The 21,777-nt window shown below is 52.2% G+C and carries 23 protein-coding genes and 1 pseudogene; 13 read left to right on the top strand and 11 right to left on the bottom strand.

What is annotated here, in order from left to right; genetic code table 11:
* Window positions 1-52 precede the first annotated feature (52 nt).
* From ACVV26_RS04980 to ACVV26_RS04950, 7 genes are all read right to left on the bottom strand, one after another.
* A complete protein-coding gene (locus ACVV26_RS04980) occupies window positions 53-2,251 on the bottom strand; it encodes a TonB-dependent receptor (RefSeq protein WP_474800265.1) in 2,199 nt (732 codons plus the stop codon).
* Between the two features lie 50 nt (window positions 2,252-2,301).
* Window positions 2,302-3,378, bottom strand: a complete 1,077-nt coding sequence (locus ACVV26_RS04975; RefSeq protein WP_474800263.1) for a YncE family protein — start codon at window positions 3,376-3,378, stop codon at window positions 2,302-2,304.
* Window positions 3,379-3,767: 389 nt separating this feature from the next.
* Window positions 3,768-4,202: a GNAT family N-acetyltransferase gene (locus ACVV26_RS04970; protein ID WP_474800261.1), complete on the bottom strand. Its 435-nt coding sequence runs from the start codon at window positions 4,200-4,202 to the stop codon at window positions 3,768-3,770.
* A gap of 147 nt (window positions 4,203-4,349) precedes the next feature.
* Window positions 4,350-4,562 carry a cold shock protein CspG gene (gene cspG / locus ACVV26_RS04965; RefSeq protein WP_125294852.1) on the bottom strand — a complete coding sequence of 71 codons (213 nt, stop codon included), beginning with the start codon at window positions 4,560-4,562 and terminating at the stop codon, window positions 4,350-4,352.
* Between the two features lie 304 nt (window positions 4,563-4,866).
* Window positions 4,867-5,913 carry an L-asparaginase 2 gene (gene ansB / locus ACVV26_RS04960; RefSeq protein WP_474800259.1) on the bottom strand — a complete coding sequence of 349 codons (1,047 nt, stop codon included), beginning with the start codon at window positions 5,911-5,913 and terminating at the stop codon, window positions 4,867-4,869.
* 209 nt (window positions 5,914-6,122) lie between these two features.
* A complete protein-coding gene (locus ACVV26_RS04955; RefSeq protein WP_125294917.1) occupies window positions 6,123-6,281 on the bottom strand; it encodes a YqaE/Pmp3 family membrane protein in 159 nt (52 codons plus the stop codon).
* A gap of 241 nt (window positions 6,282-6,522) precedes the next feature.
* Window positions 6,523-6,834, bottom strand: a complete 312-nt coding sequence (locus ACVV26_RS04950; RefSeq protein WP_474800257.1) for a hypothetical protein — start codon at window positions 6,832-6,834, stop codon at window positions 6,523-6,525.
* Window positions 6,835-7,453: 619 nt separating this feature from the next.
* Here ACVV26_RS04950 and ACVV26_RS04945 point away from each other — a divergent pair.
* Window positions 7,454-7,906 (top strand): L-alanine exporter AlaE, encoded by a 453-nt coding sequence (locus ACVV26_RS04945; protein ID WP_312983494.1) that lies wholly within the window; start codon window positions 7,454-7,456, stop codon window positions 7,904-7,906.
* 22 nt (window positions 7,907-7,928) lie between these two features.
* Here ACVV26_RS04945 and ACVV26_RS04940 read toward each other — a convergent pair whose 3' ends face one another.
* Window positions 7,929-8,273, bottom strand: a complete 345-nt coding sequence (locus ACVV26_RS04940) for a DUF2002 family protein (RefSeq protein WP_474800255.1) — start codon at window positions 8,271-8,273, stop codon at window positions 7,929-7,931.
* A 165-nt stretch (window positions 8,274-8,438) separates the two neighbouring features.
* Here ACVV26_RS04940 and ACVV26_RS04935 point away from each other — a divergent pair, with 165 nt between their 5' ends.
* The 8 genes from ACVV26_RS04935 (at window position 8,439) to proX (ending at window position 16,471) form a co-directional block, all read left to right on the top strand.
* The gene (locus ACVV26_RS04935) at window positions 8,439-8,768 is read left to right on the top strand and encodes a DUF883 family protein (RefSeq protein WP_312983490.1); all 330 of its coding nucleotides are present in this window, start codon (window positions 8,439-8,441) and stop codon (window positions 8,766-8,768) included.
* A gap of 277 nt (window positions 8,769-9,045) precedes the next feature.
* A complete protein-coding gene (nrdH, locus tag ACVV26_RS04930; RefSeq protein ID WP_313082634.1) occupies window positions 9,046-9,291 on the top strand; it encodes a glutaredoxin-like protein NrdH in 246 nt (81 codons plus the stop codon).
* The gene (gene nrdI / locus ACVV26_RS04925) at window positions 9,288-9,683 is read left to right on the top strand and encodes a class Ib ribonucleoside-diphosphate reductase assembly flavoprotein NrdI (protein ID WP_474800253.1); all 396 of its coding nucleotides are present in this window, start codon (window positions 9,288-9,290) and stop codon (window positions 9,681-9,683) included. Before nrdH ends, nrdI begins: the two co-directional genes overlap by 4 nt.
* A 32-nt stretch (window positions 9,684-9,715) precedes the next feature.
* A complete protein-coding gene (gene nrdE / locus ACVV26_RS04920; RefSeq protein ID WP_474801733.1) occupies window positions 9,716-11,797 on the top strand; it encodes a class 1b ribonucleoside-diphosphate reductase subunit alpha in 2,082 nt (693 codons plus the stop codon).
* Window positions 11,798-11,801: 4 nt separating this feature from the next.
* On the top strand, window positions 11,802-12,761 hold the full coding sequence (nrdF, locus tag ACVV26_RS04915; RefSeq protein WP_474800251.1) for a class 1b ribonucleoside-diphosphate reductase subunit beta: 960 nt from the start codon (window positions 11,802-11,804) through the stop codon (window positions 12,759-12,761).
* Between the two features lie 378 nt (window positions 12,762-13,139).
* Window positions 13,140-14,342 (top strand): glycine betaine/L-proline ABC transporter ATP-binding protein ProV, encoded by a 1,203-nt coding sequence (gene proV / locus ACVV26_RS04910; RefSeq protein ID WP_312983484.1) that lies wholly within the window; start codon window positions 13,140-13,142, stop codon window positions 14,340-14,342.
* The gene (proW, locus tag ACVV26_RS04905) at window positions 14,335-15,402 is read left to right on the top strand and encodes a glycine betaine/L-proline ABC transporter permease ProW (RefSeq protein WP_474800249.1); all 1,068 of its coding nucleotides are present in this window, start codon (window positions 14,335-14,337) and stop codon (window positions 15,400-15,402) included. Before proV ends, proW begins: the two co-directional genes overlap by 8 nt.
* 73 nt (window positions 15,403-15,475) lie before the next feature.
* Window positions 15,476-16,471: a glycine betaine/L-proline ABC transporter substrate-binding protein ProX gene (proX, locus tag ACVV26_RS04900; protein WP_474800247.1), complete on the top strand. Its 996-nt coding sequence runs from the start codon at window positions 15,476-15,478 to the stop codon at window positions 16,469-16,471.
* 220 nt (window positions 16,472-16,691) lie between these two features.
* On the opposite strand, the gene ACVV26_RS04895 is transcribed toward proX, so the two are convergent.
* From ACVV26_RS04895 to ACVV26_RS04885, 3 genes are read right to left on the bottom strand one after another with little or no spacing between them, the layout of a single operon-like run.
* Entirely contained in the window at window positions 16,692-17,171 is a 480-nt protein-coding gene (locus tag ACVV26_RS04895) for an Hcp family type VI secretion system effector (protein WP_474800245.1), read from the bottom strand.
* Between the two features lie 2 nt (window positions 17,172-17,173).
* Complete coding sequence (locus ACVV26_RS04890; protein WP_474801731.1) at window positions 17,174-17,515, bottom strand: hypothetical protein; 342 nt, start codon at window positions 17,513-17,515, stop codon at window positions 17,174-17,176.
* A gap of 4 nt (window positions 17,516-17,519) precedes the next feature.
* Window positions 17,520-18,191: a hypothetical protein gene (locus ACVV26_RS04885; protein WP_474800243.1), complete on the bottom strand. Its 672-nt coding sequence runs from the start codon at window positions 18,189-18,191 to the stop codon at window positions 17,520-17,522.
* A 531-nt stretch (window positions 18,192-18,722) separates the two neighbouring features.
* Here ACVV26_RS04885 and ACVV26_RS04880 point away from each other — a divergent pair.
* The 4 genes and pseudogenes from ACVV26_RS04880 to mprA all read left to right on the top strand — a co-directional run bounded on the left by ACVV26_RS04880 (window position 18,723) and on the right by mprA (window position 21,719).
* Complete coding sequence (locus ACVV26_RS04880) at window positions 18,723-19,907, top strand: MFS transporter (protein ID WP_474800241.1); 1,185 nt, start codon at window positions 18,723-18,725, stop codon at window positions 19,905-19,907.
* Window positions 19,908-20,040: 133 nt separating this feature from the next.
* A pseudogene (locus ACVV26_RS04875) lies at window positions 20,041-20,774 on the top strand (AzlC family ABC transporter permease).
* Window positions 20,764-21,099 carry an L-valine transporter subunit YgaH gene (gene ygaH / locus ACVV26_RS04870; protein WP_474800239.1) on the top strand — a complete coding sequence of 112 codons (336 nt, stop codon included), beginning with the start codon at window positions 20,764-20,766 and terminating at the stop codon, window positions 21,097-21,099. Before ACVV26_RS04875 ends, ygaH begins: the two are co-directional and overlap by 11 nt.
* Window positions 21,100-21,188: 89 nt before the next feature.
* Window positions 21,189-21,719 carry a transcriptional repressor MprA gene (gene mprA / locus ACVV26_RS04865; protein WP_474800237.1) on the top strand — a complete coding sequence of 177 codons (531 nt, stop codon included), beginning with the start codon at window positions 21,189-21,191 and terminating at the stop codon, window positions 21,717-21,719.
* Window positions 21,720-21,777: the final 58 nt, after the last annotated feature.

The raw sequence follows: 21,777 nt of genomic DNA, 5'->3' as shown, positions 1-21,777 counted from the left end.
AAATTTATAACAATGGAAAAGGGGCATTGCTGCCCCCTGGTTTTTTTGGCAATCAGAAGTCGTAGCTCATCGACACTTTCAGGGTGCGCGGTTCGCCCTGGAAGATATACGTGCCGCCATCATCCACGCTCGACCAGTAGTTTTCGTTGGTGACGTTATCCACGCCCACGCGCAAAGTCATTTCGTTGCGATCCTGATTTAACTGCATTTTGTAGCGAACGCCTAAATCCAGCGTGGTGTAGGCGTCGAGTTTTTTGGTGTTCGCCGCGTTGGCGTACTGCGAACCGGAACGGTTAACGCGCGCCGTGGCGGTCAGCCCCTGAATCGGCTGGATGTCATATTCCGCGCCCAGCACCATCACGTACGACGGGATGCCGATTGGGTCATTGCCTTTATTAACGCCATTCTGGGTTTTGGTCAGTTCAGCATCAATCCAGGTGGCGCTGCCGTTAAGGCGCAAGCCCAGCATCGGTTCGCCGAATACGTTCAGCTCAATGCCGCGGTTACGCTGTTCGCCGTCCATTTTCCAGGTCGGCAGCGCGTTGGGATCGCTGGAGGCAACGTTAAAGCCCGACGGCTTCTTGATTTCATACAGCGCCAGCGAGCCGCCGATGCGTCCATAGTCCATTTTCACGCCCACTTCGTTCTGCTTCGAGTGCACGATATCGGTGCTCTCGCCGTAGTTAGAGGTGCCTTTCGGCGCGGCCTGGCCCGGCTGTAGCGCTTCGGTATGGTTGGCGTAGAAAGAGACCTCATCCCAGGCTTTGTACACCAGGCCGTAAGTCGGCATCCAGCGGCTCTGATCGTAGCGCGAGTTGGCGGTTTCCGCGCCGGTCGCGTTGCTGTAGTTGCGCACCGCCACTTTCTGATGACGCGCACCCAGGGTCAGCAACAGTTTGTCGTCCAGCACGCCCAGGGTATCGCTCAACAGCCAGCCCTGAGTACGGGTGCGCCCGGTGGTGAGCGGATCGCTGTAATTACCGCCTTTCAGATCGGCATCCGGCATCGGCACATCTTGCGGATCGTAAATATTGACCGGTACCGCCGGGTTTTTCGAGAGCATCGCCCAGGCGATATTGTCGCGGCGCAACAGCGCGGAGTAGCCGACGTTGACCTTATGCGAAACGAATCCGGTGTCGAAATTGCCACGAATACCGCCCATGCCGCTGTAAGAATCGTGGATGGCGTTGGTATCCAGACGGCCAATCGTCGCGTTGCCGTTAACGTTATTGATTTTCGGCGAGCTGTAGATCCCGGTTTCACGACCGTGCTGCATACCGAACCCGAGGTAAGTGGTCCAGTTATCGGTCAGATCGTATTCGGCGCGCGCCAGACCGAACTCGTTTTCGATATTGCTGTAGCCCCACTTCTGGGCGTAGTTGCTGGTATTACGCGGCGGATCGGGAATGAAATCCACGGCGCTGATATTGACGCCCACAGTGCCGCCGTGAAACGTTTTTTTCTGGTAGCCCGCGTCCAGCGAGCCGCGCAGGCGGTCGCCTTTGTAATCCAGACCAATCGAGGCCAGCGTGGTGCGGCGCTTGTCGTCTTCAATCGGGCTTTCGCCTTCGCGATGCAGCAGGTTAACCCGCGCGCCGAACTGATTGCTATCGCCGAAGCGACGACCAAGATCCAGCGAGCCGCCGACCTGGGATGCCGAGGTGTAATCCACGCCGACGCGGGTCACCGGTGTATCGGTGGCGTGTTTCGGCTCCAGGTTGATCATCCCGCCCACGCCGGATGAGGCCGCGCCGTTAACCAGCGCATTAGCGCCTTTAAAGATTTCCACGCGCTCCAGCATGGCGGCATCTACCACCTGGCGCGGCACCACGCCCGCCAGGCCGCCGAACGTCATGTCATCGCCATCCAGCTTAAAGCCGCGAATACGGTAGGTTTCGGCATAGTTGCCGTAACCCTGCACGTTTTGCACGCCCGCGTCGTTGCTGACCACGTCGGCGATGGTTTTCGCCTGCTGGTCTTCAATCAGCTTTGAGGTATAGCCGATGATGTTAAAGGGCACGTCCAGGGCATTCTGTTCACCCAACATCCCCAGCCGCCCGCCGTTGGCCATTTGGCCGTCAAGAAAAGCCGGGACCAGTTCGTCGCCGCCGGGTTTAAAGTCATTCCCGGTGGCATGGACCACCATGGTGTCTTCCTGACTTTTTTTCGCGGTTTCAGCGGAGGCCGCCTGTGCGCCCTGAACAATTGCGCCAATCGCCAGCGCCAGTAGTGTTTTCGTTTTTACGTTCATACCTGGTGACTCAAAAAAATGCAAAAGAGAATGCCCTTTAACGGAGCGGTTTAGTGATTGAGCGCGATCCGCACAATGCTGTCTGGGCCTGTAGTGGAGTGATCCTTGTTAAAGCCCTGTTTGACGGTGACGTACAGGGTTTGCCCGTCGGCGGACAGCAGCAGGCTGTTCGGATGCGGCGGCAGATCGAACTGTTTTTTCACCGTATAACGGGTCGCGTCCAGCACCCGTACCTTTCCGCTTTCGCGCTGGGAAAGGTAAATCTCGTTGCGCTTCGGATTGAATTTCACGCCCAGGGTATCGCCGGTATCCAGCTGTTTGATCACGTTGCCGGTATGAATATCCAGTACCAGGGTGGTTTTGGCTTTCGAGTTGTCGGTAACGAACAGACGACCCGTTTCTGGATCTTCCGCCATGTTCAGCAGCAGCGCGTTATCCACGCCGAGCGGTGCCCAACGCTTTTCGATGCGCTGCGTTTTCGGGTTGATCACCAGAATTTCGCCGCCGCCGTTAGCGGCATATAGACGCTGAGTCTGTTCGGAGTAATGCAGGCCGGTGACCCATTTCCCTGCGTTATCGATGCGTTTTTTCAGCTTCATGGTGTTGGCGTCAACCACCCAGATCACCGCCGGATCGGCAACGCTGCCGACATACAGCAGGCCATCACGCAGCAGGATTTCACGCGCGCCGTAAGGGAAGCCTTCTTTATTACGCTCTTTGAACAGAGTACGGATTTTTACTTTTCCGGTGGCGGTGTCCAGCGCGCTGATGCCGCCGTCCAGGGAGTTAGTGACGTATAGCGTGCTGCCGTCAGGAGAAATCGCCGCGCCGAAATTTTTCAAATCGGTATGGGCTTCACCGATAGTTTTCAACGTCCTGGGATCGAGCTTGTAAACCACACCGCCCTGCACATCTTTAAAACTTAACGCGCTGGCGACGTACAGCGCATCGCCCGCCGGGTTAATAACCATTTCATACAGGCCGTTCGCCAACTCGCGCTGCTGGACGTTTTGATTTTTCTCAGCGGCAGGCGCGGCGGCGGCTTGGGTGGGTTGCGCTTTATGCGCGACGCAGCTTGCCAAAGATGCGGCAACGGCAAGCGCCAGCAGAGTGTGTTTGATTTTCAATGAAAGCTCCTTGCTAACCATCCTGACGCGGAGGATTAACCGCAGGCGAAAAGCGCCAGAACAGGAAGATGTCGAGTTAACCGGTTATTACTCAACCGCTTTCAGCACACGGTTGAGTAATACCGGTCATGTTTTTAATGGTTTGACTGCTTTATCGGAGCCAATGGTGAGGCGCACCCTTGCCCTCAAAAGCAAATGAGAATTGTACGCATTTACTTTCTCATGGCAAGCGTTGCGGTCCCCTGCCGGGGAGTCAGGGGAAAGGGGTGAAAAAGAAGAATCGGGTGATAAATGCAAATAACCCGGTTATCCACGGGTTATCACTTTGATTGCAGAGTAAAGCATTACAGGGAACGTATCCCGGCAGCATCCTGCACCAGGCTATTTTTTTAACGGGGCTTCACATAACGCATATGCAAAAGCGGGAAAGGACGGCCCTGGCCATCCAGTGCAGAGCGCCCAACCACCTCGAAGCCGCAGTGTTGATAGAACGCCAGCGCCTGTGGGTTTTGTTCATTTACGTCCAGTTGGTTTGCGCCCTGCTCAACCGCCCACGTCAATAACGCGCGGCCGATCCCTTTTCCCCGGCTGCTGGCATGAATAAACAGCATTTCAATCGCCTCGCCCGCAAGGCCGACAAAACCCTGGATTTGGCCTTGCGGTTCGCGCCAGACGCGTAATGTCACCATCGGGAAATAGTCGGGGATTTGCGTGCGTAACGCGGCAATGTCTTGTTCAGTAAGAAAATGATGAGTGGCGCGCACTGCGCTTTCCCAGACAGGGATAAGGGAGGGAAATTCTTGCGGGGTTATGGTGGTAATCATATTCATCCTTAATTTTGTGTGGATGAAAGAATACCAGAGAAGGGTTCAGACATAAAAAACCCGCTCAGTGGCGGGTTTTTATCGCTTTATTTAACTGCTCGGGTTAAACCGTCTTCGCTATCGTAAATCAAGCGAGAGATTCAGCACTTACAGAACAACAACGTTCGCAGCAGCCGGGCCTTTAGCGCCGTTCTCGATAGAGAATTCTACTTTCTGGTTGTCTTCCAGAACTTTAAAGCCGTTGGTCTGGATTGCGGAGAAGTGTACGAACACGTCTTTGCCGCCGTTGTCAGGAGTGATGAAGCCGAAACCTTTATCAGCGTTGAACCATTTTACTAAACCAGTCATTTTATTAGACATTGATACTTCCTCGAAAAAATAGAGTGCCGCTCGATGCGGATATCGTGGCTCGCGTTGCAGAATTAACTTATTTAGAAGCTTAGGAGGAGACTCACGAGAAGGGGTATCAAAGATAACGCTCTAACTGAGGACTGCTTTACTAAAACTGCTTTCATAAGGTCTGTCTGACAAACCGAGGGCAATAATACAGGCGTAGAATAGTTTAGCAAGAACTATTTTCATCTTACGGTTTTATCAACTATTTCCTGATGTTTCAGCGTCTCGCTTAAAAACGGCGGAGCCTGAAGCCAGGCTCCGCTGAAAATCAGTACTGATTAAACATGGTTTGGATCTGTTGCGGATCGCTGGTTTGCGTCAATGCCAGTTGCAGCAAAACGCGCGCTTTTTGCGGGTTCAGCGTACCGGAGGCAACAAAACCGTATTTGGCGTCATCCACTTCGGCATCCTGTGTCGTGGAACCCGTCGGCACACGCGATGAACGCACCACGGCGATGCCGTTATGCGCAGCGGTCGCCAGGCTATCGAACACGGTTTTATACAGATTACCGTTACCCACGCCTGCGCTGACGATGCCTTTATAACCGCCCTCCACCAGCGCTTTCACCGGCAGGTCCGAGGCGTTAGCGTAGTTATAAACAATCCCCACTTTGGGTAGTTCCGTCAGATTGTTGACGTTAAAAGGCGTTTGAGTTGTGTGCTTACGGGCCGGAGCACGCTGGTAGTCGACTTTACCGTTATGGATATAACCTAGCGGGCCGAAGTTGACGGCCCGGAATGTGGCGACATCGGTGGTGTTGGTTTTGATCACGTCACGGCCATCCAGCACCGTATCGTTCATCGCCACCAGCACCCCACGATTGGCGGATTGCGGATCGGCGGCAGTAATCACGGCGTTATACAGATTAAAAGGGCCATCCGCGCTCATGGCAGTCGAGGGACGCATAGCGCCTACCATCACTACCGGCTTGTTGCATTTCACCGTCAAATTCAGGAAGTACGCCGTTTCCTCCATGGTGTCGGTGCCGTGAGTAATCACGAAGCCATCCGTGTTATCGCAGTCGCTGTTGATTTTCTTGGCCAGCGTTAACCAGACGTCGTCATTCATATCCTGAGAGCCGATGCTGACGACCTGCTCTCCTTTAATTTGGGCAATAGTCTTTAATTCAGGTACTGCGTCCACCAGGTTTTCAACCGTGACTTTACCGGCCTTGTAGGCGGACTGGGTGGCTGACGCGCCTCCGCCCGCAATGGTCCCGCCGGTTGCCAGAATGGTGATATGAGGTAAAGCCAGCGCGGCGCTACTGCATCCCATCACAAAAGCCGCCAGAATCGTCTTTCTAAATAACGCCATGTGCACTCTCCATCGGTTTTAGTTTGCGCGAATTATCCCTGTCAGGCGCATAAAAAATGTGACATATCGCCCTTTGCTGCGCATTTACGCTAAGGAAATTCTAAATTTTAGAGATAGATACCAAAAAAGCGGTAGAGAGGCGTTTTAACGGGTGCGGAAAGTAGAGCGGGAAAACACGACGGCCCAGCGAGATGCTGAGCCGTTGATATTTACGGGCGTGACTGGACCCAAAATGCGTGGATCAGGCCCGGAATATAACCAAGCAAGGTAAGAATGATATTGAGTATAAAAGCCATCCCGAATCCTTTACCCAATAACACGCCCAGCGGTGGCAAAAGAATAGTAATAACAATTCTCCAGAAACCCATATTTACTCCCTTATTATGCAGGTGGTTATAAATCATCGTTTTTACAAAGTTTAGCTTGCCGTTAGCAAAACGCCACTGTGATGACATTACTTTACCGATAACCACTGCAATATACAGAGCAGGTTTACATGCACTTCAGGAGAATCATTTTAAGATTATTACTATTTTAACCTCGATGATGGCGATTAATAACTGTTGCCGTTTCCTTTCGCGCAAACAGAGCGCTTTGGGATGGGTCCATTCAGAACGCCAGCCTCTCTCGCCCCGCCTGTAGTCCAGCCTCATAGCTAATCTCAGATAACAGCAGAACAATGCGAGACGCCAGGCTTATTAATTCTTTCTCAGTTAATTTATCAATCCTTGTTGCCAGCGGATCGCTAAACATTGCTTTAATATTTTTGAGATCCAGGGATAGTTTATCCGGCAACTCATTTTCATTGAGGTCTATCAACTCATTAAAATAAACATAGAGTAATTTTTTATTGAGAGGCGCATCATGCACTAATTCGACAATTAAATGTGCAAGCCGCCAGCTTACTGCGCGTAAATTCATTATTTTCCATCCTTAAATATCATGACGGAAGAATATGGCAAACCGGCTGAGCTTTCCATAACCTCTTAATGAGTTTTATTAACGTTTAAATCTAATAATATTTAATATATTGATGAGGTGAATGATTACATACGCGTTAGCAATGGCGGAACGATCATTAAAAATGACTACAGTAGCCTTCCTGATGCTTGTTTATGCATTCGACTGCGGTTATACGCCTCTTTGCGCTTAGTTTTTCCTGCTGATAAGGGTGTTTTTAATGATAAAAAGCTCTATTTAAAATCGCATTCTTCTTTAAGAAAGCATCTCATGCCAAAAAACCTTAATCACACCGAAAAGAACCTAAAAGCACCAGAACAAAATGACAATTAACTCATTGATTTTATTTTGTTTTTAAATCTCCTCAATTATTTATAAGGGAGATGCGTATAAAATATTCATTTCAGAGAATTTTATCGATAAAAAGGCATTAAATAAAAATTAATAGCTAGTTGTTAGTTCATATCCAGCAATATAATCTAATGACAACGTAAAAACCGAATCATATAACTGGCATGAAGACATTGACCATCATAATGCCTTTTTCCGTTAACCGCTTATTTTACAAAGGAGTGCTGACATGTTCTCGCCCCACTCGCGCCTGCGTCATGCGGCGGCGGACACTTTCGCTATGGTGGTGTATTGTTTTGCTGTTGGGATGGTTATTGAGATTTTCATCTCCGGCATGACCTTTGAACAGTCACTCTCTTCTCGTCTGGTGTCCATCCCGGTCAACATACTTATAGCCTGGCCTTATGGGATCTACCGGGATTACTTTATTCGCCAGGCAAAACGCGCCAGTGCAAACAGCTGGGCGAAGAATCTGGCAGACGTGCTGGCCTATGTTACGTTCCAGTCGCCGGTGTACGCATTGATTCTGTTATTTGTGGGTGCAGACTGGCATCAGATGGTCGCGGCGGTGAGTTCCAACGCGCTGATCTCGATGTTGATGGGCGCAGCCTACGGCTACTTCCTGGATTATTGCCGCCGCCTGTTCCGGGTTGCTGAAGCTCAGCCGCGCGTTCAGTTATAACGGCGGCGTAGCAAAAATCGAATCACTGCGGCTCGCCGAATAAACCGGAAAGATAGCGCTCCAGCGCCATACGGGAGCTAAACCCATGCGGGATACCATAGTGCTGTTCCGCTTCCCCACCCAGATACAGCGGGAACTGCTGATAGTGATCGCTGGTTTTGATCTCGGAGGCCGGCTCGGCAAGGGTCTGGCTGCGTTCTTTCAGTGTCGGGTGGATAATTAATGCCGTACGGCCCATCCGCGCTTCACGGTTCACATAAACATAAGCTTCACCACGGCGATAGCCATAGGTTTTCGGCGTTACCTCTTGCATGGTAAAGCCCACTTTCTCAAGAACGCGCGCTACCTCATCGGGTCGTAAATACATTTTTTTTCCTCGTCATCTTTTCACAGCGTTGCCAACCTTACAGTAAGGAGCATTAGCAACGCTTTCGGAAAAGTCCATAAACCGCCTTATAAGGCGTGACCTACCTCAACGGCAAACAATTCTGGTCTACACTGTTAAACACAGCTAACCCATTGGAGAATTACAATGTTTAACAAAATAAACCGTAAGCAAGCTGATGATGGCGTTCAGGAAATTAATGACGATGTAAGCCGTCTGGCGGACTCACTGGAGGATGTGCTGAAGTCCTGGGGAAGCGATGCGAAGGACGAAGCCGAAGCGGCACGCCGTAAAGCAAAATCTCTGCTGCGCGAAACCCGCGCCAGGATGAGTGGCCGTAATGGCGTTAGCCAGGCCGCCTGTGACGCGATGGGCTGTGCAGATACGTATGTTCGCCGCAACCCGTGGTGCAGCGTCGGTGTCGCAGCAGCAGCGGGGATTTTTATCGGTGCCCTGCTCAACTGTGGTCGTAAATAATCGCCCCACTGATCTCCAGACGCCCTGGCAGCCGCCGGGGCTTTTTTTTACCTCCCCTACGACCACATGCTGAAAACTTCACCGATTCGCCATCTTCTGGGCGTCAATGTCCTGCCCGCGCTTTGCTGTTAAGTGACGGCATGAGTTAGCTAAAATAACTATATATTGTGTGGTTGAATATAAAACGATCTACATCTAGTATTCATTACATCAACCAACCCCTGTGACACTACCAGCGAAACACCACGTAGCGTCATCATAGATGGAAATACGAATCATGCGCATTACTATTTACACTCGAAACGACTGTGTTCAGTGCCATGCAACCAAACGCGCAATTGAAAGCCGGGGCCTTGAGTTTGAACTGGTGAATCTGGATACCCAACCGGAAGCCATAGAAGAATTACGCGCCCGGGGTTTTCGTCAACTGCCGGTAGTGATCGCCGATGCGTTGAGCTGGTCCGGTTTTCGCCCGGACATGATCAACCGGCTGCGCCCGGCACAGCAGGCGGCGAACGCATGAGCCAGCTGGTCTACTTTTCCAGCCGCTCCGAAAACACCCATCGCTTTATTGAGCGGCTGGGATTACCGGCGCTGCGCATCGCCATTGATGGCAAAGCGCGTTTAAAAGTAGACCAGCCTTATATCCTGGTAGTGCCCAGCTACGGCGGCGGCGAAACCAAAGGCGCGGTGCCGCGCCAGGTTATCCAGTTTCTTAACGATGAACAGAACCGCACGTTGCTGCACGGCGTGATCGCGGCGGGCAACCGTAATTTTGGCGAGGCGTTTTGCCGGGCTGGTGATGTTATCGCCCAAAAATGCCAGGTGCCTTATCTCTACCGCTTCGAATTAATGGGCACGATGCGCGACATCGAAAACGTGCGTAAGGGAGTGAACGAATTTTGGCAACGATAGAAAACTCACCGGATTACCATGCGCTGAACGCCATGCTGAATCTTTACGATCCGCAGGGCCGCATTCAGTTTGAAAAAGACAAGCAGGCGGTGGCCTCGTTTATGGCGCATCACGTGCTACCAAACAGCGTGGCGTTTACCAACCAGCAGGCGCGGCTGTGTTGGCTGGTCGAGGAGAACTACTACGATCCGGCGGTGTTAAATCGCTATAGCGAGGATTTTATCCTTCAGCTTTTTACCCATGCCCACAGCGCCGGTTTCCAGTTCCAGACTTTCCTCGGCGCATGGAAGTTTTACACCAGCTATACGCTAAAAACCTTCGATGGTAAGCGCTACCTTGAACACTTCCCGGATCGCGCCTGCATGGTGGCGTTAACTCTGGCCCAGGGCGATGAAAGCCAGGCCACCGCCATGCTCGACGAAATCCTCAGCGGACGTTTTCAGCCTGCTACCCCCACCTTCCTCAACTGCGGTAAACAGCAGCGTGGTGAGCTGGTTTCCTGCTTCCTGTTGCGTATCGAAGACAATATGGAGTCCATTGGCCGGGCGGTGAACGCCGCGCTGCAACTGTCAAAACGCGGCGGCGGCGTAGCTTTCTTACTGTCGAACTTACGCGAGGCCGGTGCGCCGATTAAGCGTATAGAAAACCAGTCGTCGGGCGTGATCCCGGTGATGAAAATGCTCGAAGACGCGTTTTCTTACGCCAACCAGTTGGGCGCGCGCCAGGGTGCGGGTGCGGTGTATTTGCACGCCCATCACCCGGATATTCTGCGTTTTCTGGATACCAAACGGGAAAACGCCGACGAGAAGATTCGTATAAAAACGCTCTCACTGGGCGTGGTGATCCCGGATATCACCTTCCAGCTTGCTAAACAGAACGCGCAGATGGCGCTGTTCTCGCCCTATGATGTGGAGCGGTTGTACGGCAAAGCCTTCGGCGATATCAGCATTAGCGCGCTGTACCCCACCCTGGTGGCCGATGAACGGGTGCGTAAGAGTTGGATCAACGCGCGCGATTTCTTCCAGACGCTGGCGGAAATCCAGTTTGAGTCAGGTTACCCGTATTTGATGTTTGAAGACACGGTAAACCGCGCCAACCCCATCGCCGGGCATATCAACATGAGCAACCTGTGCTCGGAGATTTTGCAGGTCAACAGCCCGTCGCAGTATGACGAAAACCTCGATTACGCCACGGTGGGGAAAGATATTTCCTGCAACCTCGGCTCGCTGAACATTGCTCACGCTATGGACGCCCCGAATTTTGGCCGCACCGTGGAGATGGCGGTGCGGGCGCTGACGGCAGTTTCCGATATGAGCCAGATCCGCAGCGTGCCATCGGTGGAGGCGGGCAACAACGCCTCGCACGCTATTGGTCTTGGGCAAATGAACCTGCACGGCTATCTGGCGCGAGAAGGCATCGCCTACGGTTCACCGGAAGGGCTCGACTTCACCAATCTCTATTTCTACACCGTCACCTGGCACGCGCTCCATACTTCAATGCTGCTGGCGAAAGAGCGCAACGCGCGCTTTGCCGGGTTTGAACAGTCTCGCTACGCCAGCGGAGAATACTTCACGCAATATCTGGCCCATGACTGGCAGCCCAAAACGGCGAAAGTCGCCCGGCTATTTAGCCAGGCAGGGATTACGTTGCCAACCCGGGAGATGTGGCAGCAGTTGCGCGACGATGTGATGCGCTACGGCATTTATAACCAGAATTTGCAGGCTATCCCGCCGACCGGGTCGATCTCCTATATCAACCATGCCACGTCGAGCATTCACCCGATCGTGTCGCGCATTGAGATCCGCAAAGAGGGCAAAACGGGCCGGGTTTACTACCCCGCGCCGTTTATGACCAACGACAACGTGGCGCTATATCAGGACGCCTACGACATCGGGCCGGAGAAAATTATCGACACCTATGCCGAAGCCACGCGCCACGTCGATCAGGGGCTGTCGCTGACGCTGTTTTTCCCGGATACCGCCACCACCCGCGATATCAACAAGGCGCAAATTTACGCCTGGAAAAAGGGCATCAAAACCCTGTACTACATCCGCCTGCGCCAGTTGGCGCTTGAAGGCACCGAAATTGAGGGATGCGTCTCCTGCGCATTATAACGCCATGACATTAACCCGAATCAGCGCCATTAACTGGAACAAAATCCAGGACGATAAAGACCTTGAGGTCTGGAACCGGCTGACCAGCAATTTCTGGCTGCCGGAAAAAGTGCCGCTCTCTAATGATATTCCGGCGTGGCAGTCGCTCACCCCGCAGGAACAGCAGTTGACCATCCGTGTGTTTACCGGACTGACGCTGCTGGATACGGTGCAAAACAGCGTCGGCGCGCCCGCGCTGATGCCCGACTCGCTGACCCCCCATGAAGAAGCCGTGCTGTCGAACATCTGTTTCATGGAAGCAGTACACGCCCGCTCGTACAGTTCGATTTTCTCAACACTATGCCAGACCAAAGACGTCGATGCCGCCTACGCCTGGAGTGAGAACAACGCGCCGCTGCAACGCAAAGCCCAGCTAATCCTTGCGCATTACCGCAGCGACTGTCCGTTTAAAAAGAAAATCGCCAGCGTGTTTCTGGAATCATTTCTGTTCTACTCCGGTTTCTACCTGCCGATGTACTGGTCGAGCCGGGGCAAAATGACCAACACCGCCGATTTGATCCGCCTGATCATCCGCGACGAAGCGGTACACGGGTATTACATCGGCTACAAATACCAGCAGGGATTAACCGGCCAGGACGCCGCCACCCGCGAGTCACTCAAGCATTTCGCGCTGGATTTGATGATGGATCTGTATGAAAACGAAACGGTTTATACCCGCGAACTGTACGGCGACGTGGGCTGGGCGGACGACGTCAACGCTTTCCTGTGTTACAACGCCAACAAAGCATTCATGAATCTTGGCTACGAGGCGCTGTTCCCGCCGGAAATGGCGGACGTTAACCCGGCGATCCTTGCCGCGCTGTCGCCTAACGCCGATGAAAACCACGACTTTTTCTCCGGCTCCGGCTCGTCCTATGTGATGGGAAAAGCGGTGGAAACCGAGGACGACGACTGGGATTTCTGACCGATTTTTGACATTTTTATGACACCTTAAAACGCACGCAAAATATATTCTGATGAGCGTGCGTTTCCTTTTGTGATTAGCCTCGCATTACTGCCGACAATCAGGAATAACCCCTGGCGCATTATTGATAAATAAGCCAGCCGAAAGCGTCACTTTCACCGGGGAATTGACTATCAAAATCAAAAAATATTCATTTTTTTCGATTGCTGCTCAGCCCTTATATCATGGGAAATGCGCGCCATTCGCTTGCTGTTATTGGCCTCCTATGCGGGATCGCAAGGGTTGCCTCAGATTGAGAGTGTGTTAGGGTAATGACCGTTCATTATTTCCTGCAGGAATGAAACCGTTATCGATAAATAACAGGACCACGACCATTGCATGGCAATTAAATTAGAAATTAAGAATCTGTATAAAATATTTGGAGAAAATCCACAGCGCGCCTTTAAATATATTGATAAAGGCCTTTCGAAAGAAGAAATACTGGAAAAAACCGGGCTTTCACTTGGCGTTATCAACGCCAGTCTGGCCATTGAAGAAGGCGAGATATTCGTCATCATGGGGTTATCCGGCTCAGGAAAATCAACCATGGTTCGCCTTCTCAATCGCCTGATTGAACCCACCCGGGGGCAGGTGCTGATTGACGGCGAAGACATCGCCAAAATATCAGACGCGAAGCTCTCTGAGGTGCGCAAAAAGAAAATTGCGATGGTTTTCCAGTCATTTGCGCTGATGCCCCATATGACGGTATTAAATAATGCCGCCTTTGGCATGGAATTAGCGGGCGTAGGTTTACAGGAGCGCCAGGAAAAAGCGCTGGAGGCCTTACGTCAGGTTGGGCTGGAGAATTATGCCCATGCTTATCCGGATGAATTATCCGGCGGGATGCGTCAGCGCGTCGGATTAGCCCGTGCATTGGCAATCAACCCGGATATTTTGTTAATGGACGAAGCCTTCTCGGCCCTCGATCCGTTAATTCGCAGCGAAATGCAGGATGAGCTGATTAAGCTTCAGTCGAGGCATCAGCGCACCATTGTGTTTATTTCTCACGATCTCGATGAAGCCATGCGAATTGGCGACCGAATTGCGATTATGCAAAATGGCGAGGTAGTGCAAATCGGCACGCCGGACGAAATCCTTAATAATCCGGCCAATGATTATGTGCGCACCTTCTTCCGTGGCGTGGATATTAGCCAGGTGTTTAGCGCCAAAGATATCGCCCGCCGTACGCCGGTTGGCCTGATTCGCAAAACCCCAGGCTTTGGCCCGCGCTCGGCGCTGAAACTTTTGCAGGATGAAGATCGCGAGTTCGGCTATGTGCTGGAACGCGGCCAAAAATTCGTTGGCATTGTCTCCATCGATTCCCTGAAAACCGCGCTGGCTGCGGGCGCAGGCCTCGACAACGCGCTGCTGGACACTCCCGCTGCCGTCGACGCCCAGACGCCGCTCAGCGAACTTCTGTCCGTCGTCGGCCAGGCGCCCTGTGCGGTGCCGGTGGTCGGCGAAGAGGGGCAGTACGTGGGCATCATCTCGAAAGGGGTGCTGTTACAGGCATTAGATCGTGAGGGGGCAACCAATGAGTAACGAAACCACTCCGTGGGATACCGGCAGCCAGACTGCCGACAGCGCGGCCAGCGCCGCCGATGCATGGGGAACGCCTGCCGCCACGCCGCAGGATGCCCCCGCCGCCGACTGGCTGACCAGCGCGCCGGCACCCGCGCCGGAGCATTTCAACATTCTCGATCCGTTCCACAAGACGCTGATCCCGCTCGACAGCTGGGTCACACAGGGGATCGATTGGGTAGTGATGCACTTCCGCCCGGTGTTCCAGGGTATTCGCGTGCCGGTAGATTATATTCTCGGCGCATTCCAACAGCTGCTGCTGGGGATGCCTGCGCCGGTGGCAATCATTCTGTTCGCCCTGATCGCCTGGCAGATTTCCAGCCTCGGCATGGGCGTCGCCACGCTGATTTCGCTGATCGCGATCGGCGCGATTGGCGCCTGGTCGCAGGCGATGATCACCCTGGCGCTGGTACTGACCGCCCTGCTGTTCTGCATCATCATCGGCCTGCCGATGGGGATCTGGCTGGCGCGCAGTCCCGGTGCTGCGAAAGTGATCCGCCCCCTGCTGGATGCCATGCAGACCACACCCGCGTTCGTATATCTGGTGCCCATCGTGATGCTGTTTGGTATTGGCAACGTGCCGGGCGTGGTGGTGACGATTATCTTTGCCCTGCCGCCGGTGGTCCGTCTGACCATTCTGGGGATCAACCAGGTACCGGCAGACTTGATTGAGGCGTCGCGCTCGTTCGGGGCCAGCCCACGCCAGATGCTGTTTAAAGTACAACTGCCGCTGGCGATGCCGACCATCATGGCAGGCGTGAACCAGACGCTGATGCTGGCGCTCTCGATGGTGGTGATTGCCTCAATGATCGCCGTGGGCGGTCTCGGCCAGATGGTACTGCGCGGCATTGGCCGTCTGGATATGGGCCTCGCCACCGTGGGTGGCGTGGGGATTGTGATCCTCGCGATTATCCTTGACCGTCTGACTCAGGCGATGGGCCGCGATGCCCGTTCGCGTGGCAACCGCCGCTGGTATGCCACCGGGCCGATTGGCCTGCTGATCCGTCCTTTCTCGAAATAAACCGCAAGTACCTCCGGGGTGGCAGGCGTTCGCCGCCCCGCTTCCCTTCTTTACTCAAAAAAAAGGAACAACGATGCGACACAGCCTGATTTTAGCCACAGCCATTGCCACCCTTGTTTCCACCCCTGCGTTTGCTGCCGATCTGCCGGGTAAAGGCATTACCGTTCAGCCGGTACAGAGCACCATTTCCGAAGAGTCGTTCCAGACGCTGCTGGTGAGCCGCGCGCTGGAGAAGCTCGGTTACACCGTAAATAAAACCAGCGAAGTCGATTACAACGTTGGCTACACCTCGATTGCTTCTGGCGACGCCACCTTTACTGCCGTTAACTGGCAGCCGCTGCATGACGACATGTACAAAGCCGCTGGCGGCGATAACAAATTCTATCGCGAAGGGGTATTTGTCACCGGCGCGGCACAGGGTTACCTGATCGACAAGAAAACCGCCGAACAGTACAAGATTACCCGCATCGACCAGCTTAAAGATCCGAAAATCGCCAAACTGTTCGACGGAAACGGTGACGGCAAAGCCGACATGATGGGCTGTTCGCCGGGCTGGGGTTGTGAAGCGGTGATTAACCACCAGAACAAAGCCTTCGAGCTGGAAAATACCGTGACCGTTAACCACGGCAACTACGCCGCAATGATGGCCGACACCATCGCCCGCTATAAAGAAGGCAAACCGGTGCTCTACTACACCTGGACACCGTACTGGGTAAGCGACGTACTGAAGCCGGGTAAAGACGTGGTATGGCTACAGGTGCCGTTCTCCTCCCTGCCGGGCGAGCAGAAAGATATCGACACCAAACTGCCGAACGGCGCGAACTATGGCTTCCCGGTAAACACCATGCACATTGTGGCGAACAAAGCCTGGGCCGAGAAAAACCCGGCGGCGGCGAAACTTTTCGCACTGATGAAACTGCCGATTGCCGATATCAACGCCCAGAACGCCATGATGCACGACGGCAAAGCCTCTGAAGCCGATATCCAGGGCCACGTCGACGGCTGGATCAAAGCCCACCAGCAGCAATTCGACGGCTGGATCAACGAAGCGTTAAAAGCACAGAAGTAACTTATAAAAATCCCACTCCGTGGCCAAAGCCAGTGGGTTTTAGTCCGGCATCAAAATCGCCGGGAGCGTTTTGAACAACGCTTGCTTTGGCCCGAAGGGATGAGGCTCAAGGATGAGCCGAGTGATTCGGGCCTGAGGACGAGAAAAACAAAGCGGCGAAACTTATACCGCCCCTATCCTGAACTCGCTACTATTACTAAATAAATAAGACTTAAATATATTACGCTGTCGCCCTGTGATTCCAGGCGTCTTTGTAGATGATATTTCCATCACAATGTTTCCATGTAATGGCTTCATATCTTAACTGAATAGTTTCGCAGTGTGTTCCAGTACCAGAACCTGGGAATAAGTTCGGAGTAATCCCAGTTATTTTCACATTTTCTAAAATAATATTGAAGTATTCTGTTTCTACACCTGCATCAATAATTTGATACATCTTAATAATTGCTGATTTTAATGTCTGACCTTCGCTTAGCGCTTTGCATAAAATTGGCGTTGTTTTATCAAAATCTTTCTGTATCGTAACAGGACTATGTACTCGGGTGCCCGTTAATGCCCCTATGTTCACATCTACAGGAATCGATAAGTGGTGCGTTACCGCTTTTAATTCAATCGCGCCAACACGCCCTGTAACCAAACAACTGCCAATTATAGGGGAGCCATTTTCATCCGTTAACCAAAGATACGCTGGATTTGACATAATTATTCCTTATCTATAAAAGAAGGGATCCAAAACATTACGATTACCCATAAGAACATTCCAATAATCTTCACAGGCCAAGGTTCGAGAAACAAGATACAAGCAATAGCACCTATAATTAGTAATGGACCTGATAACAAATCAAAAACCCCACTCGACATACGAGTCTTTTCAGGCAAAAGCCTATTCAATACAAAAATGATGATATAAGCACTGCTAATTGTAATAATGACCGCGATAGTTTTATCTTGCCAGGCATCAAACTCTATGAGACAAATCAAGCATACTGCAACAATATAACTACAGATAACAACATTTATGACTGAGATAATTAATTTACTCATATTATTATACACTCGCATTCTCATTCAAACGCTCTTCCAGCCGTTTCATAATACTCGAGAAAACGGGCTTGCCCTCGGTGTATCCCGCATGGATGGCATCAACAAAAGGTTGTACTGCATCGGCAAAAAGAAAATAAAGCAAATCATAGTCCCGAGGTCTTAGTAACTCATATATCTCAGACGCTTCACCTTTGAGGTTATCAGATGTTCTGATGGAACGCTCAACCATCCCTCCCAATAAGAGGATTGTACTCAAAAAGGCAACTGGATTACCTTTGTCTTTAAATACTACATGCGCGAATGAACTCTTTTCTATGACGGCTTTAGCAATATTAGATGCGATGATATTGGTTGATATCCTGCCCACAATAGAGGTAACTACGCCTCTGTATATTTTATCTTTCTCTGATTCAGATAAATATTTATTAAACAGATGAAAGATTAACGTAACTGCGTTAATGATATTTTTATAATTTAGGATGTCGTTTCTTATAGCTATCATCATACGGATTCTCTCGGTTTCACGTTCATATCCCGTATCCGTATCAAAGATACCGTAAATCAGATAACCATAATCTAAAGGAACAGATAATCCACCATTGATAAGTCCCGTAACTGTATCAGTAGAAACAATGATATCGTATATCCTCCGTGCTATTCCTTCGATGTTTGTCATAGCAATCCCTTACTCAAATGCATGGTTCAGATAATATTCAATTTATATTTAACTTCACCGGGACAAAAAACAGTCTTGATACAAAAAACAATAGACACTTTAAATGACGTAACAATCATGCAATTGTTACAAAACATATTACCTGAAAAGAACATCATTCTGCCTGTCGGGCTACATTATTGTTTATAAGGTCATAAAGCAAAATTGTGTATATTTCCAAAGTATGTATTTACCCAAGTCACATTTACTTCTCAGATATTAATTAGGTATTGAGGTTATTATCTAATTATTTATCAAGTCAATGAATGTTGCTGTTGTCCCTGACTGTTCAAAGCAACAAACTTTGTGATTTCCATGTTTACCCTTCCTCTTCAGAAGCAACCTCTGACAGAAGATCGGTAAATGCATGGCCCTGTTTGCCGACTCCCCCTCCCCCCACCGCACATTCCGACACTCAACAATTCAATAACATTATCCCATGATGCGTTATCATGCCCGCCTGGCAAGAATGTATGAATCTAAAACCTAATAATGACAAAAACACCCCAAGGGCTTAGCCCCGCGCTCATCGCGCTGATGTCCCTCGCTACCGGCCTGGCGGTAGCCAGCAACTACTATGCGCAACCACTGCTCGATACCATCGCCACCGCGTTTGACCTGTCGGTCAACCAGGCCGGGTTTATCGTGACCGCTGCCCAGTTGGGCTACGCGGCAGGCTTACTGTTCCTGGTGCCGCTCGGCGATATGTTTGAACGGCGCACCCTGATTGTCTCAATGACCCTCCTGGCAGCCGGCGGGATGCTGATCACCGCCAGCAGCCATTCCCTGTGGATGATGATTCTGGGCACCGCGCTCACCGGGCTGTTTTCGGTGGTGGCGCAAATTCTGGTGCCGCTGGCCGCGACCCTCGCCAGCCCGGACAAACGCGGTAAAGTGGTCGGCACCATTATGAGTGGCCTGCTATTGGGGATTTTGCTGGCGCGTACCGTTGCCGGGTTGCTGGCGAATCTCGGCGGCTGGCGCACCGTTTACTGGGTGGCCTCGGTGCTGATGGCGCTGATGGCGATTGCCCTGTGGCGCGGCCTGCCGGTGGCGAAGCCCCAGACTCACCTGAATTACCCGCAGCTGTTGCGCTCGGTATTCACGCTGTTTATCCACGATAAACTGCTGCGCACCCGCGCGGCGCTCGGCTGCCTGACCTTCGCCAACTTCAGCATTCTCTGGACCTCAATGGCATTTCTGCTGGCCGCGCCACCGTTTAACTTCTCCGAAGGCACCATCGGGCTGTTTGGCCTGGCAGGCGCAGCCGGCGCGTTAGGCGCGCGTCCAGCGGGCGGCCTGGCGGATAAAGGCAAATCGCATCTCACCACCACCGCCGGGCTGCTGCTGTTGCTGCTGTCGTGGATAGCCATCGCTCTCGGCCAGACCTCGGTACTGGCGCTGATTATCGGCATTCTGGTGCTCGACCTGACGGTGCAGGGCGTGCACATCACCAACCAGAGCGTGATTTACCGCATCCATCCCGATGCCCGTAACCGTCTTACCGCAGGCTATATGACCAGCTATTTTATCGGCGGCTCGGCGGGCTCGTTAATTTCCGCCTCCGCCTATCAACATGCCGGCTGGAACGGGGTGTGTATTGCGGGCGCGACCGTGGCGCTTCTGAATTTACTGGTGTGGTGGAAGGGTTATCACCGCCATAACGGTCAGGGATAAAAGCGGGCGGCTTTACTTATCCAATTGTGCTTAAGGGTGTTAAGGCGGTTAAGTCTCTGTTAAGGTTAACAGGATCTATTCATCCCAGTGATTTTACCGTAGCTAACTAAATTAATTACAAATATGGACAGTCCTGCCGCCGTCACCGATACCCATCCCAGCAATGAAGCCTCATTGTGGGAAGGCGTGAAAGATAGCCTGCCGATCGTTATCAGCTACTTGCCGGTGGCATTCGCGTTTGGAATGAATGCCACCCGTCTTGGATTTACCCCCCTCGAAAGCCTTTTTTTCTCCTGCATTATTTACGCGGGCGCAAGCCAGTTTGTGATTACCGCGATGCTCGCCGCCGGCAGTTCGTTGTGGATCGCCGCGCTGACCGTGATGGCAATGGACGTGCGCCATGTGCTGTATGGCCCTTCCCTGCAAAGCCGCATTATTCGCTCGCTTAAAAAACCAAAAACCGCATTGTGGGCGTTTGGCCTGACCGATGAAGTGTTCGCCGCCGCCACCGCTAAACTGGTGCGCGACAACCGCCGCTGGAGCGAAAACTGGATGATCGGCATCGCCTTCTGCTCGTGGCTCTCCTGGGTGACGGGGACGCTGGTGGGCGCTTACTCCGGTAATGGTTTGCTGGAGGGTTACCCGGCCATTGAAGCGGCGATGAGTTTTATGCTGCCCGCGCTGTTTATGAGTTTCCTGCTGGTGTCGTTCCAGCGCGCCCAGTCGTTAAGCGTCGCGGCCTCGCTGACCGGCGCGGTGCTGGGTGTGACGCTGTTTTCCATCCCGGTGGCGATTCTGGCGGGTATTGTCTGCGGTTGCCTGGTCGCGGTGATTGAACATCTGAGAAGAAGCCGCGATGCGCACTGACGTCCTGCTGCTCGGCCTGCTGGTTGGCCTGGTCAACTATCTGTTTCGCTACCTGCCGCTGCGGGTACGCGCCGGGAGCGTGCGGCCGGCAAAGCGCGGCGCAACCGGCGTCCTGCTCGACACCATCGGCATTGCTTCGATTTGCGCCTTGCTGGTGGTCTCCAGCGTGCCGGAAATCGTTCATGACGCCCGCCGACTATTACCAACGCTGATTGGTTTTGCGGTCCTGGGCATGAGTTTTTACAACACTCGCAGCATCATTATCCCGACGCTGTTGAGTGCGCTGGGCTATGGAATAGCCTGGAAATTGTTGACGGTAATATAGCGTTCCCATATTCGTTAAAATAAATAATACATTTACATTATTTGTTACCGTCGTTACTATATCGACTGCAATTAATGAGGTCATACCTGATGGATAGTTCGTTTACGCCCATTGAGCAAATGCTTAAATTCCGCGCCAGTCGCTACGAGGATTTCCCCTACCAGGAAATTTTGCTGACTCGCCTGTGCATGCATATGCAGGGCAAGCTGCTGGAAAACCGCAATAAAATGCTGAAAGCGCAAGGCATTAACGAGACCCTGTTTATGGCGTTGATTACCCTTGAGTCTCAGGAAAATCACAGCATTCAGCCAAGCGAATTGAGCTGTGCGCTGGGTTCATCACGCACCAATGCCACGCGCATTGCCGATGAACTGGAAAAGCGCGGCTGGATTGAACGCCGTGAAAGCGATAACGACCGCCGTTGCCTGCATTTACAGTTAACCGAAAAAGGCCAGGAGTTCCTGCGCCAGGTGTTGCCGCCGCAGCATCACTGCCTGCAACACTTATGGTCTTCACTGGACGTTTCTGAAAAAGAGCAGCTGGAAAATATCACCCGCAAGCTGCTGACCCGTCTGGATCAAATGGATGCCGACGACACCATCCTTGAAGCGACGCGTTAATACCTAAGTCGCTCGTTTCGCAAACGTCCAATCGATACATCTAAGCTACAGTTACAGG

The organism is Atlantibacter sp. MEI4A-1023, assembly GCF_056155425.1.
The sequence above is the reverse complement of the archived record's forward strand: the minus strand, read 5'-3'. Positions and strand labels throughout refer to the sequence as shown.